Source organism: Niallia circulans NBRC 13626 (assembly GCF_001591585.1).
Taxonomy (GTDB): Bacteria; Bacillota; Bacilli; order Bacillales; family Cytobacillaceae; genus Niallia; species Niallia circulans.
In genome coordinates, this window is record NZ_BCVE01000009.1 from 12,216 (window position 1) to 30,450 (window position 18,235).

Annotated in this window: 19 protein-coding genes; 7 read left to right on the top strand and 12 right to left on the bottom strand. The window is 34.5% G+C overall.

Features of this window, described 5'->3' with window-relative positions; genetic code table 11:
• Window positions 1–156: 156 nt before the first annotated feature.
• The gene (locus BCI01S_RS12735; protein ID WP_217275771.1) at window positions 157–1,071 is read left to right on the top strand and encodes an HD domain-containing phosphohydrolase; all 915 of its coding nucleotides are present in this window, start codon (window positions 157–159) and stop codon (window positions 1,069–1,071) included.
• On the top strand, window positions 1,068–1,388 hold the full coding sequence (locus BCI01S_RS12740; RefSeq protein WP_047942189.1) for a hypothetical protein: 321 nt from the start codon (window positions 1,068–1,070) through the stop codon (window positions 1,386–1,388). Before BCI01S_RS12735 ends, BCI01S_RS12740 begins: the two co-directional genes overlap by 4 nt.
• Before the next feature lie 531 nt (window positions 1,389–1,919).
• Here the strand turns inward: BCI01S_RS12740 and ade are convergent.
• Window positions 1,920–3,656, bottom strand: a complete 1,737-nt coding sequence (ade, locus tag BCI01S_RS12745; RefSeq protein WP_061799012.1) for an adenine deaminase — start codon at window positions 3,654–3,656, stop codon at window positions 1,920–1,922.
• Window positions 3,657–4,027: 371 nt separating this feature from the next.
• On the opposite strand from ade, the gene chrB reads away from it, so the two are divergent.
• Together chrB and chrA are read left to right on the top strand one after the other, a co-directional pair.
• Window positions 4,028–4,594, top strand: coding sequence for a chromate efflux transporter ChrB (chrB, locus tag BCI01S_RS12750; protein ID WP_061799014.1), 567 nt, complete (start codon window positions 4,028–4,030; stop codon window positions 4,592–4,594).
• Window position 4,595: 1 nt separating this feature from the next.
• Complete coding sequence (gene chrA, locus BCI01S_RS12755; protein ID WP_061799016.1) at window positions 4,596–5,135, top strand: chromate efflux transporter ChrA; 540 nt, start codon at window positions 4,596–4,598, stop codon at window positions 5,133–5,135.
• A gap of 122 nt (window positions 5,136–5,257) precedes the next feature.
• Here the strand turns inward: chrA and BCI01S_RS12760 are convergent, their stop codons facing one another.
• The 3 genes from BCI01S_RS12760 to BCI01S_RS12770 are packed head-to-tail and all read right to left on the bottom strand — an operon-like array spanning window position 5,258 to window position 7,694.
• The gene (locus tag BCI01S_RS12760) at window positions 5,258–5,824 is read right to left on the bottom strand and encodes a 5' nucleotidase, NT5C type (RefSeq protein ID WP_047942193.1); all 567 of its coding nucleotides are present in this window, start codon (window positions 5,822–5,824) and stop codon (window positions 5,258–5,260) included.
• Between the two features lie 19 nt (window positions 5,825–5,843).
• Entirely contained in the window at window positions 5,844–6,944 is a 1,101-nt protein-coding gene (gene ribD / locus BCI01S_RS12765) for a bifunctional diaminohydroxyphosphoribosylaminopyrimidine deaminase/5-amino-6-(5-phosphoribosylamino)uracil reductase RibD (protein WP_061799018.1), read from the bottom strand.
• A 12-nt stretch (window positions 6,945–6,956) separates the two neighbouring features.
• Window positions 6,957–7,694 (bottom strand): GTP cyclohydrolase II, encoded by a 738-nt coding sequence (locus tag BCI01S_RS12770; RefSeq protein WP_047942195.1) that lies wholly within the window; start codon window positions 7,692–7,694, stop codon window positions 6,957–6,959.
• A 425-nt stretch (window positions 7,695–8,119) separates the two neighbouring features.
• Here BCI01S_RS12770 and BCI01S_RS12775 point away from each other — a divergent pair, with 425 nt between their 5' ends.
• The gene (locus BCI01S_RS12775; RefSeq protein ID WP_047942196.1) at window positions 8,120–8,995 is read left to right on the top strand and encodes a TetR/AcrR family transcriptional regulator; all 876 of its coding nucleotides are present in this window, start codon (window positions 8,120–8,122) and stop codon (window positions 8,993–8,995) included.
• A 90-nt stretch (window positions 8,996–9,085) separates the two neighbouring features.
• Window positions 9,086–10,075, top strand: coding sequence for a potassium channel family protein (locus BCI01S_RS12780; protein WP_235844500.1), 990 nt, complete (start codon window positions 9,086–9,088; stop codon window positions 10,073–10,075).
• A 174-nt stretch (window positions 10,076–10,249) separates the two neighbouring features.
• On the opposite strand, the gene BCI01S_RS12785 is transcribed toward BCI01S_RS12780, so the two are convergent.
• From BCI01S_RS12785 to BCI01S_RS12795, 3 genes are all read right to left on the bottom strand, one after another.
• Entirely contained in the window at window positions 10,250–10,582 is a 333-nt protein-coding gene (locus BCI01S_RS12785) for a four-helix bundle copper-binding protein (RefSeq protein WP_047942197.1), read from the bottom strand.
• A gap of 163 nt (window positions 10,583–10,745) precedes the next feature.
• Window positions 10,746–12,092: a glucose-6-phosphate isomerase gene (locus BCI01S_RS12790; RefSeq protein WP_061799020.1), complete on the bottom strand. Its 1,347-nt coding sequence runs from the start codon at window positions 12,090–12,092 to the stop codon at window positions 10,746–10,748.
• 199 nt (window positions 12,093–12,291) lie between these two features.
• Window positions 12,292–13,455 (bottom strand): iron-containing alcohol dehydrogenase, encoded by a 1,164-nt coding sequence (locus BCI01S_RS12795; RefSeq protein ID WP_061799022.1) that lies wholly within the window; start codon window positions 13,453–13,455, stop codon window positions 12,292–12,294.
• A gap of 225 nt (window positions 13,456–13,680) precedes the next feature.
• Here BCI01S_RS12795 and BCI01S_RS12800 point away from each other — a divergent pair, with 225 nt between their 5' ends.
• Complete coding sequence (locus BCI01S_RS12800) at window positions 13,681–13,914, top strand: DUF378 domain-containing protein (RefSeq protein WP_047942200.1); 234 nt, start codon at window positions 13,681–13,683, stop codon at window positions 13,912–13,914.
• Between the two features lie 85 nt (window positions 13,915–13,999).
• Here the strand turns inward: BCI01S_RS12800 and BCI01S_RS12805 are convergent, their stop codons facing one another.
• The 5 genes from BCI01S_RS12805 to BCI01S_RS12825 all read right to left on the bottom strand — a co-directional run bounded on the left by BCI01S_RS12805 (window position 14,000) and on the right by BCI01S_RS12825 (window position 18,155).
• The gene (locus BCI01S_RS12805; RefSeq protein ID WP_061799029.1) at window positions 14,000–15,223 is read right to left on the bottom strand and encodes an ornithine--oxo-acid transaminase; all 1,224 of its coding nucleotides are present in this window, start codon (window positions 15,221–15,223) and stop codon (window positions 14,000–14,002) included.
• 184 nt (window positions 15,224–15,407) lie between these two features.
• Window positions 15,408–15,812 carry a S1 domain-containing post-transcriptional regulator GSP13 gene (gene yugI, locus BCI01S_RS12810; RefSeq protein WP_061799032.1) on the bottom strand — a complete coding sequence of 135 codons (405 nt, stop codon included), beginning with the start codon at window positions 15,810–15,812 and terminating at the stop codon, window positions 15,408–15,410.
• Between the two features lie 212 nt (window positions 15,813–16,024).
• Window positions 16,025–17,197 (bottom strand): aminotransferase, encoded by a 1,173-nt coding sequence (locus BCI01S_RS12815; protein ID WP_061799035.1) that lies wholly within the window; start codon window positions 17,195–17,197, stop codon window positions 16,025–16,027.
• Complete coding sequence (locus BCI01S_RS12820) at window positions 17,197–17,697, bottom strand: Lrp/AsnC family transcriptional regulator (protein WP_047942204.1); 501 nt, start codon at window positions 17,695–17,697, stop codon at window positions 17,197–17,199. The genes BCI01S_RS12815 and BCI01S_RS12820 overlap by 1 nt, the downstream gene beginning before the upstream one ends.
• A gap of 197 nt (window positions 17,698–17,894) precedes the next feature.
• Window positions 17,895–18,155 carry a DUF1871 family protein gene (locus BCI01S_RS12825; RefSeq protein WP_047942205.1) on the bottom strand — a complete coding sequence of 87 codons (261 nt, stop codon included), beginning with the start codon at window positions 18,153–18,155 and terminating at the stop codon, window positions 17,895–17,897.
• Between the last annotated feature and the right edge of the window lie 80 nt (window positions 18,156–18,235).

Consider the following 18,235-nt stretch of genomic DNA (forward strand, 5'->3'; position numbering starts at 1 on the left):
TAATCTACTCTCTTTAACACGATAAATATAATATAATCTAATATACCTATTAAAATAACATTATTTATGATTTAAAATAACTATAATTGAGATTTTTATAGATTATATTAATCTATTTTTATTGTAAATAGAGAGAGGGAGTAAATCGTGGGCATCATGAATGCAGGTGAGTTTATAGAAACCGTTTATTTTAAAGGTCTCCAAATTTCGTTAATGGCCGCTGGAGATGGAACCGAAGTAATCTATCATAAATTACAACCCGGTTCTAGTTGGGCACTTGGCCCGGAAGAGAATTGGACTGGTCTTGAATTTATATATATACTCTCTGGAAAATTACTTTATCATACGGATGAAAGAACAATCGAATTAAGTACTGGACAATCTTTCTCTGAGAGTCCCATAATGAAATTCACCAATTTTTATTCTCAGGAAGAAACTGAGTTTATATATGTAACAAGTCAGCCAGTTTTTCATAATTATAGCAAACTTTCTAAAGATTTAATGGAATTAGCCATATCTATTGAGGAGAAAGATGGCTATACCGTTGATCATTGTGAAAGAATTAAACATTATTCCATGTTGGTGGGAAAAGCACTAGAATTGTCCACTAAACAAATTACACTGTTAAATCTCGCCTCGTTTTTTCATGATGTTGGAAAGGTTAGAGTCCCATTAGAAATTCTTCAAAAACCTAGTAAGTTAACTAGTGAAGAATGGGAGATTATGAAAAAACATACCACATTTGGAAGACAGTTATTAGAAGAAGCGAACATCCCTCTATTAAATGAAATTGCATTAATTGTTGAACAGCATCATGAAAGATATGATGGAAAAGGTTATCCAAAAGGTCTGAAAGAAGATGAGATTACCATCGAATCTGCAATTATATCAGTTGTTGATTCCTTTGATGCAATGACTACAGACAGAGTATATAAAAAGGGCAAATCTGCCGAAGAAGCTTTTCAAGAAATTTTAAATAACCGGGGTACTATGTATCACCCTAAAGTGGTCGATACTTTTATAGCACTAAAAGAAGAAATAATTAAATATGAAAAAGGAGAGAGCTTATGAAAAAATTAGTATGGAGTTTATTAGCTGTAGTATTAATTGTATCCTTTCAAGTAAAGCCTGCTGAAGCTGCTTACCTACCTGAGTATGACAAATACATCGAAGTCTCTTATGATCAAGCAAGACAAATTGCAGATGCACTTGGACTCAAAAATGTACCACTAGGTGAACAAACTGCCCAGATTTCTTTTGATGTTCAAGAAAAAGTTATCGCGAAAATCGAAAAAATCCTTGGTAAAGAAATTGACCGTTACTATATTTGGTTAACAGTTAACGGCGAAAAAGTCCTCGGAATTGACCCTCCAATTCCACAAGCTTAATACAAAAAAGCATCGAAGGCATAATCGGTTTCGATGCTTTTTTATCCTTATATCCTAATAGCCTTTACTTAGACTTCCATATTTACGTAAAATTAATAAGTAACTTTATCCATCCAAAAAAAGAAATCCATAATGGGATACTAATAATAACTCCCCATTTTAGTCCATTAAAAAAGTTTGTTTGTTCTTCCATCGTTATCCACTCCTTATTAGTAAGTAGATCTATACATTTATTATATCAGAAAACGCTTTCATTATTACTGATTTTCTTATAACCTCTATGCTTATATTATTAATTTGTATACCTTTATAAAATTATTCTCTATTTTTAGCAAGTTTAAACATACAATTTTTAACTAACATGGATAATATCGTAATTTTTAACCGCTGCCTTAATTTTAGGTATGAAAAAAACCCGAAATCTCTTTCGGGTAAAATATATTTTAAGAGGGGAAACTCTTAACCTGTTTATAGAATACCGAATAATTATGAACAAATAATGAACAAAAGATTAAAAAATAAAAAAATCTATTATAAATTAAGGGATATATCTTTATAGGAAAATGATTGAAAGTCGAATAGTCCTTTATCTGTTAATTTCAAGGCAGGAATTACCGTTAATGATAAAAAAGATAAAGTTAAGAATGGATTAAAGGTATCATACCCTTGCAGAATTTGGACCTTATGATTTAATATTTTTAGTTGTTCGTACACGGTTAAATAATCTTGATCAGAAATCAATCCAGCTATTGGTAAGGGAAGTGTCGCTACAACTTTACCTTCTGATACTACAACGATTCCTCCCTTTATTTCTTGTAACTCTTGAATAGCAGATAGTAAATCAGCATCGTTTGTGCCAACTGCAACAATATTATGGGAATCGTGAGAAATGGTCGTGGCTATTGCACCTCTTTTAAAGCCAAATCCTTTCACAATCGCTTTTCCAATATTCCCAGTTTGATGATGTCTCTCGACTACTACAAGTTTTAGTTGATCCTTTTCTAATGATGGCTGAAAATAGCCATCTACTACTGGTACTTTTTCGATTACTTCCTTCGTTACAATACTATTAGGAATAATTTCGATTATATGGCATCTCTCAGAAGTTAATGGTAGCTTTAAGTCAGCTGATGACACTTTTGCACAATTTATTGTCGGTAAATTCGTACCCAAATAGGATGGTTTGAAGCGTTCCACTTCTCTTCTTAATTTTCCCTTTTCCACCACACATTGACCATTTCTATATACACTATGAATGGAAAATTCCTCAAGATTATCTAAAAGTAGAAAATCTGCGCGGTAACCTGGAGAAACTGCCCCGATCGAATCTAACTGAAAACATTCGGCAGCATTAATGGTGGCCATTTGAATAGCAATAATCGGATCTAGTCCTTCTTGTATCGCTAATCGTACGCTATGATTTACACTCCCCTCTTCCACTAAATCATCTACCAATTTATCATCTGTTACAAACAAACATCTTCGCGAATTTCTCATTGTTATTGCAGGTAATAAAGCCTTTAAATCTTTCGCAACCGTTCCCTCTCTTATCATCAGATACATTCCTAAATCTAACCGATCTTTTGCTTCTTGTAGTGTGGTTGCTTCATGATCATTTCGAATTTCAGCTGCGCTATATACATTTAATTTCTCTCTTTCAATTCCAGCAGCATGACCATCCATTAAACGATTTTGTTTTTTTGTCAAAATAAATTTATCTATCATATCTGACTGCGTTTCATAAACAGATGGAAAATCCATTATTTCTGCTAAGCCAAGTACTCTATCATATGAATAAAAGGGTGCTAAATCCTTTGCATATAGTGTTGCTCCATTTGAATCCTCTGGAACTGCAGGAACACAAGATGGTAACATGACACGAATATCTATCGGAAGATCTTCTGATGCATCCAGCATATATTGAATCCCCGCTGCCCCTGCCACATTTGCAATCTCATGCGGATCTGTGATAACAGTCGTTACACCATGCAATAATAATATTTTGGCAAATTCTTGCGGTGTAAGCATACTGCTTTCTATATGTACATGGCCATCAATGAGGCCCGGAACGATATATTTGCCTTCGGCATCAATTATTTGTTTCCCTTTATAGCTTCCAATTCCTGCTATTCTATCATCTGCAATTGCTACATCCCCATCCATTAGTTCTCCTGTAAAAACATTAACAATTTTACCATTTGTAATTACTATATCAGCTGGCTCTTTTTTGGCAGAAATTCTAATCCTTTTCTCCAATTTAGCTCTCAAGTCTGAATCCCCCTTTTTTATTCTGAATATTCACATTTTTAAAATTAAGCCACTACCACTTGAAAAGAATGAAACTATTTTATAATTTCTTAAAAACTCTACTATAAAGAACTTTATTTCCTGAAGTAAATCAAAGAATAACCAAAATAGAAAGGGTATAATGAAGAATTATTTACGAAAGCTAGATGATAATAACTTTAACTTAAATATATTTTTATTATTTTAATATATGTTGGTTTAATTTTCAATGAGTAAGAGTAATAAAACATATACATGCTTTCTATATTCCTTAAACAAAATATAAAATTAGTGGTAAGATAATTACGTGTCATTACTATCGTTAGAGTTGTTAAGAAAGGAGATATATCTTTATGTATAAAGATTTAATTCTAGGCATGCTTCGGGCTGGCATTTTCGGCTTTGGTGGTGGTCCTTCTGTTATTCCTCTGTTTCGTCACGAAGCAGTAACAAAATATAAGTGGATGGCTAATGATGAATTTGGGGATGCTTTAGCAATTGCGAATACACTTCCTGGACCTATTGCCACAAAATTAGCTGCCTATATAGGTTATCATCAAAAAGGGATAATCGGAGCAATCATAAGCGTAATCGTTCATATACTACCGACTTGTTTAGCAATGGTATTCTTATTTTCCTTTATCTCTATCCTCAGTCATTCACCAATAATAACAAGTATGATTGGAGCAGTCGTTCCTGTCATTGCCGTTATGCTTGGCTTAATGGCATATGAGTTTGGAGAAAAGGCGGTCAAAGGATTAGGAATCTATGCTGGAATTGGATTAACACTTGTCTGCCTTCTATTGCTACAAGTATTTTCCATACATCCAGGTATTGTTGTACTTATTTTTCTTATCTATGGAGCATTCCATTTTAAATTAAAAGATAAACTTCTACATAACAAAGAAAGAGGCATATAAGATGATTTTTGTAAGTATTTTCCTCAGTTTTCTTGTAGCAAATTTATTAGGTTATGGCGGTGGTCCTGCTTCTATTCCTTTAATGTATGAGGAGATAGTTAATCGATATAATTGGTTATCCAACATTGAATTTTCCAATATGCTCGCTTTTGCTAATGCTCTGCCTGGACCAATTGCTACCAAAATAGCTGCATATGTAGGCTTTGGAGTTGGAGGATGGGGTGGATTTATTGTTGCTTTATTGGCAACTATTCTCCCTTCAGCAGTTGCTCTTATTTTTTTATTAAAATTAATGAAAAAACATCAAAATTCGAAGATTGTCAAAGGCATGACGCTTCTTGTACAGCCTGTAATAACAGCATTAATGTTGGTTTTAACCTATGAAATGTTTCAAGATTCCTATCATTCCATCGGTATCATTCAATCTGTTTGCATTGCTGTCATTGCCTTTTTATTACTGCAGAAGTGGAAGGTACATCCTGCCCTAGTTATAATAATAGCCTTTCTATACGGAGGATTCATTGCTCCTCATTTAAGCTAAAAAGCTCTTTAAAAGAAGGGTTGGCAATTCATATCATAGAAAAAGATAAATACATGAGCTATGAAAGGTAAATTAATATACGAAATAGCCTGAATGAGGCACTCAGGCTATTTCTATTCCTATTAACTTTCATACAAAGCTCGCAGCTGGTTCCACTCCTTTATTCTATTCAACTCCTCTAAATGTTGATTATAGGGATGATCCTTTACATACAGCTTTGTGGTATATCCTTGAAGCGTTTCTAGGACAGCAGGTTTATCATCAAAATAGTAGTCTAATTGAAGCTCCTGGATGATACAAATTTTCTCGTGATCTTCCATTCCACAAAAAAAATGACTATCAATCACCGGAAACCCTGCTTGCTTCATCCAATCTTTCGTCTTTTCGGCAAATTGTTTTTTTCGTGCTGTAATATAATAAACCTCATGACCATTACTAACAAGTTCATTTAGTGCTTCAATGGCATCTGGAAAAGGAGGACAATTTGTAAAATATATTTCTTCTCTAAGAGAGTTCCAAAGCTGCTTTCCTTCAGTAGCATTTAATCCAAATGGTTCGTGAATTTCAACCGTTTTTAATGCATGGAAGTCTTTTAATGGAATATTTTTCTTTAACTTATGATTATAAAGTTCAAAAGCATGTTGTCTTAAATTGATAAGTGTATCGTCTATATCAAAACCAAACTTCATTATTTCCTCCGTAGAAACACTATTTAATTATATCGGGATAAGCAGTTATTTTCATATCCGCGCCCACCCATTCCGTCTTTTCAAATCTTAAGGAAACTGCTTCATCTACTGTATCAATATCTTCCCCTTTAAATGGTGTAAAGGAATTGGCACCACCTACTATTTTAGGAGCAATATATACTAAATACTTTTGAATAAGTTGCTGACGCATAAAACTTGCATTTACTTCACTTCCACCTTCAAGAAGAATATCTGTAACTCCACGTTTATATAATTCCTTTAAAACTATCTCCAAATCTAATTTCCCCTGAATAGAAGGAACTGTGAATAATTCTACACCCTTTTCTTTTAAAACAGCTGCTTTCTCTGATTGAAGGGTAGCACTTGTAGCAATGATTGTTTTTGCTTCCCTACAATCAGTAATATTAGCATCTAGGGGTGTTCTTAAATTTGCGTCCAAAATAATCCGAATTGGATTCTTTGATGGACCCTCTAATCGAGTTGTTAATTTAGGATTATCAGCGAGCACAGTACCAACACCAACTAAGATTGCATCTACTTCATTTCTTAAAAGATGCACTTCTTTTCTTGCTTCTTCTCCTGTAATCCACTGACTATGTCCTGTATGGGTAGCAATTTTGCCGTCTAAGGTCATTGCTACCTTAGATATGACAAAAGGTTTTTCATGTATCATATTATGAATAAAACGTTCATTTAATTGCTGGGCTTCTTTTTTTAGAACACCAACTTCTACATCAATTCCTGCTTCCCTCAAGATGTTAATACCTCGTCCAGCAACTTGCGGATTTGGATCTTCTGTGGCTACTACCACTCTTTTCACTCCAGAGTCTTTCACTAAAAGTGCACAAGGTGGTGTTTTCCCATAGTGTGAGCATGGCTCTAGCGTCACATAAAGAGTTGCATCTTTTGCATGGTCTCCAGCCATTTTAAAAGCATGGACCTCAGCATGTGGCTCTCCTGCTTTGCGATGGAGGCCAGTTCCGACAATTACTCCGTCCTTTACAATGACAGCTCCCACAACTGGATTTGGATTTGTCTTACCAAGTGCAGATGCTGCAAGGTCTAACGCTATTCTCATATAATCTTGATCATGCTTCATACCTTATTCTCCTTAAATGGTCACTGTATTTTTCAAGGGAATATGACCAGATTTATTCACTTTCGTGTTTAAATAATTCTCATTATAAGTTGAGACATCCCCCCATAAGGGAATATTTTCTTCTGCTGTAAGACCAAGTTTTTTAAGTGCATCAAGCTTCTTTGGATTGTTAGTTATTAATTTAACTGGTTTTTGTCGAAGGGCTTGAAGTACTTTAATCGGTGCTTCATAACTTCTTAAATCATCAGGAAAATCTAGTGCGAGATTTGCCTCCACAGTGTCTAGACCATTTTCTTGTAAAAGGTAAGCAAGGGATTTAGTAAATAGCCCAATACCTCTTCCTTCATGATTAGCTAAATAAAAGAGAGCTCCATTTCCATTCTCTACAATCATGCGCATCGATTCTTTTAATTGATATCCGCAATCACAACGTTTACTACCAAAAATGTCGCCAGTATGACATATACTATGCATACGTATTAATGCATTTTCTGCATTTTTGAAGTCACCGTATACTAAAACAGAGGATTGTTGATAATCCGCTAAATGTAAACTCGGTAAAGAACGAAGTACTTCCTCTTTCGTTTCATCCTTCTTTATCGGTAACCATGTATACCATTGAAATGTCACTACTTGATCGTCCAATTGAACTGGTAATTTTACTGGTCCAACTAAACTTAAATTCTGTTCTTCATTAAATGCGATTATTTCCATCTTATTTTGAAGAAGATCGATAACATTTTGATCCATTACAAAATCTCCTTTATCTTCTGTTATGTTCTTACTTTTATTTTTTATCGGTATAGAATTTTTGATTATTAAAGTTCTTTACACTTACTATATGTAAAATATAAAGAATGTAGACAAACTGATACTTACGATACGTAAGTAAGTTTATTATTATAAGAAACGCTCGTCAAGGAATCAGCTCGATTTAATTAACTTAAACCAATTGGATTACTCAACTTTCGTCCTTCATCTTTTATGCGTATAATCATATAGCAAATCTTTTTTTCGCACAATTCGTAACTACTTCCCTCAATTAAGAAGAAGCAAGCCCTATACATTGATTTTTTCCTTCAATTACTATATAATGTGACTGATTAGTCACATATATTAGAAAAAGATGACCAATAAGTCAAGGTGTACTTCCTATACGTCCAGGAGGAAATTACGTGAAAGAAAAAGAAAAAATAATTATAGATTCTGCCATAAAGTTTTTTGCTCAAAAGGGATTTTCTTCTACATCAGTGCAAGAAATTGCAAGTGATTGCGGTATATCAAAAGGAGCCTTTTATTTATACTTTAAATCAAAAGACTCTCTTCTTTATAAAATTATGCAATATTACTACGATGAATTGATTACTACTATGGAAGAAATAAGTCAAAGGCGAATCCCTGCAAGAGAAAAATACATCGATCAGCTTACCTTTATGTTTAATCATGCTTTAAAACATAAAGAGTTTATTGTCATGCAATCAAAAGAACAAGCTATTCCCTTAAATAATTCTATCAAAGATCTGTTAGTAAAAATGCAGTCCGAGCTTCAAAGTTATAATCTCCAAGGACTCCACTCTATTTATGGGGAAGAGAAAAAGCAATACCTTTTAGATTTGCTTATGATCCAAGATGGCCTTATTCATTCTTTTTTAAAACTTGTGATTTTAGAGCCTATTAATGTCTCAACAAGGGATATTTCCATCTACTTATTAAAAAGATTAGATTCAATTATAACAGATATGGACAAAAATAATGAGCATCCACTCTTTTCTACTTCTTTTCTAAAATATATAATTAAAAAGCCTAAAATTAACTTTATGGAACATAGCCATCAAGATATACTAGATGCTATTGCCTCCATCCAACGTAAGATTGAGCATGGAGCAAACAAACAAGAGATAGAAATAACACTAGAAGTATTAATGGCAGAGATTCATGCTGATGAACCAAGAGTACCCATAATTAAAGGCATGCTCTCTAACTTGAACGACTATAAAAACTTTGAAGAAGAACAGAAAACAATTGCTTCTTTTTATCATATCCAACTTTAAAAATATCCTGATAAAAAACTTTCATTGATTATGAAAGTTTTTTTATTGGTCAATAATGCAAAGGATAACAACTATTATGAGGTGTTTACTTTGCCTAATTCTATGCTTTCTAGATTTTTAAGATTACCGTTAAGTATTCGTGTTTTATCGATTTCCTTAACTATTATAATCCTATTCGGCTGCTTTATCACTTTAGTGGAACCAGAAACATTTCCCACTTTATTTGAAGGCATTTGGTGGGCCATTATTACTACCTCTACCGTTGGATATGGCGATTATGCTCCTATTACCGTTCTTGGGAGAATAACCGGCATGCTGTTAATCTTAACAGGCGTCGGATTTCTCTCTACCTACTTAGTAACATTGGCAACAGCAGCTGTGGCTAAACAAAACGCGTATCTGGAAGGAAAAACCACTTATAGAGGACAAAACCACTTGATAATTGTCGGCTGGAATGAACGGTCCAAACTAATCATCCATTCTATCATTAAAGATCGCGAAAACATTCCAATTACTTTAATCGATGAGTCCTTAGCAACAAATCCAGTTCCAGAAACTATTCATTTTGTAAAAGGGAATTCTAATTTAGATAGTGTCCTATTGAAAGCGAATATCATGACTGCTAGTAAGGTCATTTTAACAGCAGATCAAAACAAAGAAGAATTACAAGCAGATATGCACACTATTTTAACTTTACTTGCTATTAAAGGACTAAATGCAAATGTACCTTGCATCGTTGAAATACTTACTGCTGAACAAATACAAAATGCTAAAAGAGCTGGTGCAGATGAAATAATTGAAACAAACAGCCTTACTAGCTTTGTTATGCACAACAGTTTAAATTCACAAGATACGATGATTGCATTTTTAGAGCTTTTAAATCAATTGAAGGATAAAAAGCTTCAATTGATTCCAGTGAAGAATATAGAGGAAGAATTAGTTGATTATCTGACTTTAAACAATTTTTTATTAGCTGAGGGTAAATTATTATTAGGGGTCAAACGTGGGGGAACTAGTTATCTAAATCCAAAGTCTTCATTTGAATTTGAGGAAAAGGATGAGTTAATTATTATTACTTAGAAATGTTGTTAGCTAAATGAGTACAGGAAGTTGTCATGAAAGCAGATGAGAAAAATTCTTTTTTAAATTATGGTTTTTCGAGGCTGTCGCTCGCTTAAAACTGTTTCGAACCGCCTCCTCGAAAAACCAATTTTTTTCTCTTTCAATAAAGAGCTAAGTCTTTATTACAACCTGTTATGCTTCTAAAAATGTTTTACATGCTTCTACACACTCTTTACAGATTTCTGCACAATATTGACAATGGCGATGATCGTGTTTCTTACATTCATTTGCACAATCCTCACAAACAGAAAGGCATATTTCTGCAAATTCTTTTGCATATGGAGATTTTCTGATAATTGCCTGCTCTAAGTAACTACAAAATTGAATACTTTCCCTATTCATATGAATACAATCAAGCATTGGTGCTACCTGCTCTTCTGTTAAACATTCATTTAAGCAATGATTACAAACAATCATGCATTCCTGTAATGATTTAATCAATAACTGTTCTTTTTCAACAAGCATTCCTATTTCCTCCTTCTATTACCCCTTTCTATTTATTTAACCTCTCTTAAAACCTTTAAACATCTTGAATTAAAAATGAATAGAGAAGTAAGTATGTTTTCCTAAATAAAAAAGCTGTCGAATACTCAAATACGAGTATATCGGCAGCTCAATCCATTCTATCTTATAGACGACTTTCTAACTCTGCTTTTTTCTCTTCAAAGCCAGGTTTACCTAGTAAAGCAAACATATTCACTTTGTATGCTTCAACCCCTGGTTGATCAAATGGATTTACTCCTAATAAATATCCACTAATCGCACAAGCTTTTTCGAAGAAATACACAAGATATCCAAATGTATATTCATTCATTTCTGGTATTGTTACAATTAAATTTGGCACACCGCCATCTGTATGTGCAAGTAACGTACCTTCAAATGCTTTATTATTAACAAAGTCAACAGTTTGTCCAGCTAAATAATTTAGCCCGTCTAAGTCATTTTCTTCTGCTTCGATAACTAATTCATGACGAGGCTTATCTACTTTAACAATTGTTTCAAAAATATCGCGACGGCCTTCCTGCACATATTGTCCTAAAGAGTGAAGGTCTGTTGAGAAGTTTGCTGAAGAAGGATAAATACCTTTTTGGTCTTTCCCTTCACTTTCACCAAACAATTGCTTCCACCACTCAGAGAAGTATTGCAATCCTGGCTCGTAGTTGATTAACATTTCAATTGTTTTTCCTTTGTTATAAAGAACGTTACGAACTGCAGCATATTGATAGGCAATGTTATTTTTTAATTCAGATGTACCGAAATCTGTTCTAGCCGCTGCTGCCCCTTCCATCATTGCTGTAATATCCGCACCGCTGACAGCGATTGGTAATAAACCAACTGGTGTTAAAACAGAATAGCGTCCACCAACATCATCTGGGATAATAAATGATTCATAGCCCTCTTCTGTAGCAAGAGTTTTTAAAGCTCCTTTTGCTTTATCAGTAGTAGCATAGATTCTCTTTCTCGCTTCTTCTACTCCATATTTTTGTTCCAACAATTTACGGAAAATACGGAACGCAATTGCCGGCTCAGTAGTTGTTCCAGACTTAGAAATAACGTTAATAGAGAAATCTTTATCTCCAAGGAAGTCAATTACATCACTCATATAAGTGGAGCTAATATCTTTTCCAATAAAGATAATTTGTGGTGTTTGTCTCTTTTCTTTTGATAAAGAATTATAGAAGCTATGATTTAACATTTCAATTGCAGCACGTGCTCCTAGGTAAGAACCACCAATACCGATTACAAGTAAAACCTCTGAGTCGCTTTTAATTTTTTCTGCTGCTTTTTGAATGCGAGCAAATTCTTCTTTATCATAATCTACAGGAAGATCGATCCATCCTAAAAAATCACTTCCTTGTCCAGTTTTTTCATGCAAGGAATGATGGGCAACTTTAACTGCATCTTCTAAATATGTAATTTCGTGCTCTCCAAAGAAACTTAATGCCTTTGAGTAATCAAAACGAACGTGTGTCATAAATGATCCTCCAATATAATTAATTTATACTCCTCTTCCACTTTATCGGAAGTAGAAAAAGTAATCAAGAAAGAACTTGATATGAAAACGGATACAAACTGTTTTTTTTTATTTTTTCACCAATTATTCCATTTCTTCTCTATTACAGAAAGACGAACAAACAATTTATGCGAACTGTTTGCTCGTCTTTCTTCATTTTTTATAAAGAGGCTTTATAAATTGCTAAAACATCCTCTGCATCTAACACTTTAAATTGGCCAAATCCACCATTCGTCATTGCTTTTTCAACCATTAACTCAAGTTTACTATCATCAATGTCGTAATCAGCTAAACGAGAAGGTGCACCAAGGTCATTCCAGAATGCTCGTAATTTCTCAATTCCTTCTAGACCAGCTTCTTCTGCTGTTTTCCCTTCTGGGTCTACCCCAAATACGCGAACAGCTAATTGCTTAAAGCGTTCTGGTTTTACTGCTAAATTATGCTTCATCCAATTAGGGAAAAGAATGGCAAGTCCTCCACCATGAGGAATATCATATACTGCAGAAACAGCATGTTCAATGTTGTGGGTAGCCCAATCACCACGATATCCCATATTAAGCATACCATTAAGAGCCATCGTTCCACAATATAATATTGCAGCACGATATTCATAATTTTCTAGGTCGTTTACAAGTTTTGGCCCAAACTCTATAACCGTTTTCAATACAGATTCACACATATAATCCTGTAATTCTGTGTGTTCTTCTAAATGGAAATAATGTTCAAACACATGTGACATCATATCTACAATTCCGTATATTGTTTGATCTTTCGGAACTGTATATGTATTTTCCGGATCTAAAATAGAAAATACCGGGAATGTAAATGGACTTCCCCAGCCAACTTTCTCTTGTGTTTCCCAATTAGTAATAACAGAGCCAGAGTTCATTTCAGAACCAGTGGCTGCAAGTGTTAAAACTGTGCCAAATGGTAACGCTGCTTTAGGCATAGCTTTTTTTGTGATGAACTCCCAAGGGTTCCCATCAAATTTTGCTCCTGCTGCAATGGCCTTAGTACAGTCAATAACGCTTCCTCCACCAACTGCTAAAATAAAATCAATGCCTTCTGTTTTACATATATCAACTCCACGTTGTACAGTAGTTAATCGAGGATTGGGCTCTACACCAGATAATTCAAATACCTCTTTGCCATTTTCCTTTAAGATGGTCATTACATTATCATATAGACCGTTTCTTTTAATACTTCCTCCTCCGTATACTAAGAGGATTTTTTTGCCATAGGAAGCTAATTGATCTTTTAGTTGTGCCAATTGCCCTTTACCAAAAATAAGTTTTGTCGGGTTATAAAAAACAAAGTTTTCCAAATGAATGCCTCCCATTCTGTTTTTACATTAGTATAAAGAAATACTAATTGTACGCTTATTATTAATCAAACTTATGAGAAAATCAAAAGATTGAGCTTAGTACTGACAAATAGTATGTGTTTTCTCTATCATTCATTATTCGTTAAATTTTCCCCAAATGCATACTTTCGTGAATTCTACTAAGAATAAGAAAGATTCCACTATATTTTTTAAGGAGGACATAAAATGAGCGCAATCCAAAGAGTTGCATTAATATTAACGATTATAGGAGCAATAAATTGGGGATTAATTGGCTTTTTTCAATTTGATTTAGTGGCAACATTATTCGGCGGCCAAGGATCTGTCGTTTCTCGTATTATTTACGGTTTAGTCGGAATTGCAGGATTAATTAACCTTGGTTTATTATTTAAGCCATCTTCTGCAGCTGAAAGAGAGTCTATCCCAAAAACAGCTAGATAAATAAAAATGGATAAACAAAAATAAAGCCGAACAATTCAACTTGCTGAATTGTTTGGCTTTTTTGTAAGGAATGGTTCGTTTTTATTTAGTTTAGATCCTGGATATCCTCATTTAATACTTGCTTTATACGCTCTATCGCCCAATCTAGCTCTTTCTTCGTAATCGTTAATGGTGGAGCAAAGCGAATGACGGAATCATGGGTTTCTTTGCATAACAGTCCTACTTCTTTTAACTTTTCACAATAAGTTCTAGCCTCAACCTTTAATTCAACCCCTATAAACAATCCTCTTCCGCGTATTTCTTTTATTATTGGATTTGTTATTTCCGATAACTTTTGAAGAAAGTACTCGCCTAATTGCGCCGAACGATCGGTCAAATTCTCTTCTAAGATTACATCTATAGCTGCAATTGATACAGCACACGCCATTGGATTTCCTCCAAAGGTTGATCCATGAGAGCCTGGATTAAAAACACCTAATATGTCTTTATCTGCAACTACACATGAAATAGGAAAGACTCCTCCTCCAAGCGCTTTTCCTAAAATATACATATCTGGTACAATACCGTACCACTCACTCGCAAATAATTTACCTGTTCTTGATAGACCTGTTTGAATTTCATCGGCAATAAACAAAACATTATTAGCCTTACATAATCGATAGGCTTCTTCCATAAAGCCTAGAGGCGGAATGATAATACCAGCCTCCCCCTGAATTGGTTCTACAATAAATGCGGCTGTGTTTGCGGTAATCGCTTCTTGTAATTGTTCAATATCTCCATAGGCAATTGTTTTAATCCCTGGTAATAATGGTCCAAATCCGCGTTTATATTCTTCATCCGAGGAAAGAGAAACGGCGCCCAGTGTTCTTCCATGAAAATTCCCCTCGCACACAATGAGTTCTGCTTTGTCCTTTTCTATTCCTTTGCAGTCATATCCCCATCTTCTTGCTGCTTTGATAGCAGTTTCTACGGCTTCAGCACCTGTATTCATCGGTAAGATCATCTCTTTTTTTGTTAGGGAGCTAATCTTTTCATACCAAGGACCTAATTGATCATGATGAAAGGCTCGAGAAGTTAAGGTTACACGGTCCGCTTGTCTCTTCAATGCTTGGATTATTTTAGGATGACGATGCCCTTGGTTTAATGCGGAATAAGCACTCAGCATATCCATATATTTATTTCCTTCAGGGTCGGTAATCCAGACTCCTTCTGCTCCTGAAATAACAATCGGCAATGGATTATAATTTTTTGCTCCATATTTCTCTGACTGTTCCATTAGTGAGATAGATTTATTAACTTCTTGTACCATTTAATCATCCTCCCATTTAATGTATAAATGTAAGTAAAGATCTATATTATTAACTTTAGCTGATTTTTCTACAGATGGATAGATATTTATTTTCTAAAAATTCATTCTAGATTACCTCTCCCTTGAAAAGCGCAAAAAAGGCTGCCCAATGTGTAATTCACATTGGACAGCCTTTTATAAAATGTTATTTTTTAATTAAATCATCGCGGTTAGATTGATCAATCCACTCTTGTAATTTATCTTTTAACGTATTAAATCCTTGTACGTTTTCTGTTTCAGCTACAGCAGCTGTTTGACGTTTAGGACGAGGTTTTTTTGCTTTAGCAGCTTCTGGTTGCGCTGGTGCTTCTTCTGTTGCACGGATAGAAAGACCAATTTTTCCAGCATTTTCGTCAATGGAAAGAACTTTAACGTTCACTTCATCGCCAACTTTTAAAAATTCATTAATATCTTTTACATAACCATGGGTTACTTCAGAAATATGAACTAAACCTTGTGTATTTTCATCTAAAGAAACAAACGCACCATATGGTTGAATGCCTGTTACCTTTCCTGTAATAACACTTCCAACTTCAATTTTATCTGACATGAGAACACTCCTAATTGTTTATATTAATTTTCCTTTTATATGCATTATAAGATTATATCACAATATCGCCATATTTACAAAAGGATTTATTTTTACTGTTATAATTCCCGTTAATCTTTTGCTTAAACTATGACCTTTACGGAACCAGCTTAAATAAAAAAAGGCATTTGAAAGGATGGGACTTCCCATCTATTCAACACCTCTTTTTGCCTTTATTTAGAATATTTTTCGACAAATCGCTTCATTCGTTTCATAGCTTCTTGCAATTGTTGCAACGATGTAGCATAGGAACAACGAACGTGTCCTTCGCCACTTTCACCAAATACACTTCCTGGCACAACTGCTACTTTTTCTTCCATCAGCAGTCTTTCTGCGAATGACTCTGCATTCATTTTTGTCGCTGTTATATTAGGAAACGCATAAAAAGCTCCGCCAGGCATATGACAAGTTAACCCCATATCATTTAAGGATTGAACGATAAAATTCCTTCTGCGCCGGTAGCTTTTCTTCATTTCTTCTACATCGTTTTCACCACTTCGCAATGCTTCTAATCCAGCATATTGAGCCATCGTTGGGGCACACATTAAACTATATTGATGAATCTTTAGCATCGCTTGAATTAATTCCTCTGGTCCACAAACAAAACCTAGTCTCCAGCCTGTCATGGCAAATCCCTTTGAAAAACCAGAAAGGAGAATAGTACGTTTCCATGCTCCCTCTATTGCTGCTGTACTTGTATATTCTTCATCATAGCAAAGCTCTGCGTATATTTCATCGGAAAGAATAAGCAAGTCATACTTTTCTGCTACTGCCACAATTGCTGCAAGCTCCTCTTGAGAGAGTGTGGATCCGGTAGGATTATTAGGCGAACAAAGCATAATTGCTTTTGTTCGGTCCGTAATGACTTCTTCTAGTTGAAAAGGCTTGATTTTAAAATTATTCTCCTTTAAGCTTTGAACCGCAATTGGAACCCCTCCTGCAAGCGTTACTAACGGTGCATAGGAAACAAAGCATGGTTCAACAACAATAACCTCTTCTCCTTGGTTCAAAATAGCCCGTAAAGCGATATCGATTGCCTGACTAGCTCCAACAGTTACAATGATTTCTGAAGATGGCTTATAGGATACCGTAAATCTTTTTTGCATATAATGACTGATTTCCTCTCGAAGCTCGAGTAGTCCAGGATTTGCCGTATATGAGGTATACCCTTGTTCGAGTGATAAAATTGCTGCCTCTCTTGTTGACCAGGAGGTGACAAAATCTGGCTCTCCTACACCGAGGGAAATAACTCCTTCCATACCGGATGCTAAATCAAAAAATCTGCGTATTCCAGATGGTTTCATTTCCTCAACCTTTTGTGCAATATAACTTTTTGTTTGTCTCATTACGGTGACACCACAATTCTTTTGTCATCATCCGATTGTTCAAATATTGTTCCATCATGCTTATATTGTTTTAAAATAAAATGAGTTGTTGTTGAGATAACTGAATCCAATGTAGATAGTTTTTCTGAAACAAATCTCGCTACTTCATTCATCGATTTGCCTTCAATAATAACTGATAAATCATATGCTCCTGACATTAAATATAGTGACTTAACCTCTTTAAAACGATAAATTCTTTGAGCAACCTCGTCAAAGCCTACCCCTCTTTTAGGTGTAACTTTTACATCAATCATTGCAGTAACACCTTCATGACCTTCCACTTTTGACCAATCTACTATTGATGTATAACGCACTACGACATTTACTTCTTCTAATTTCGCAATCAACTCTTTTGTCTTTTCTAAATCTTCCCCAATCATCTTAGCTATATCTTCATCAGAAATCCTCGCATCTTTTTCTAGAATTTCTGCAATTTCAATTTCTTTATCTGTTAGTTTCATGTCCATCCTCCTGCTTGCCTTTTAAATATTCTCATTATATCAAATTATCACTAAATTTAATGCGCTAATTTCATTTTTTAAAACCAAAATTATATGCAAATTATTTGCTGGAATTTCTATCTATAAAAAAACTTTAGAAGTTGAAAAGAGAAGCAATTGATAACTTTTTATTCATCAAAAAGAGTTTATTTGACTCTCTAAAAAGAGCAGGAACTGTTTCGTTTTAGAGATAAAAGTTTATGAGAGATTGCTGTGCAATCCTCTAAAGGGAGCTTCTCTTCAAAAGAAAATTCAAAGATAGCTTGGATAGAAGCTGCTAGATCATCTTCCAAATCAACATCATGTATTGCTTGAAGAATATCCGCAATTTCAGTATCATAATTGCCCTCTCCTATTGAAAAAGGGTCCCATTCATTTAATAAACGCACACATTCTAAATTAATTTCCTGACTATTCATCCTTTGTCACCTTTCGTTCCATTTGTTCAGAAACCATTCTATCATATATCCTTCTGAAGAAGATAACAGAAATGAAGAGC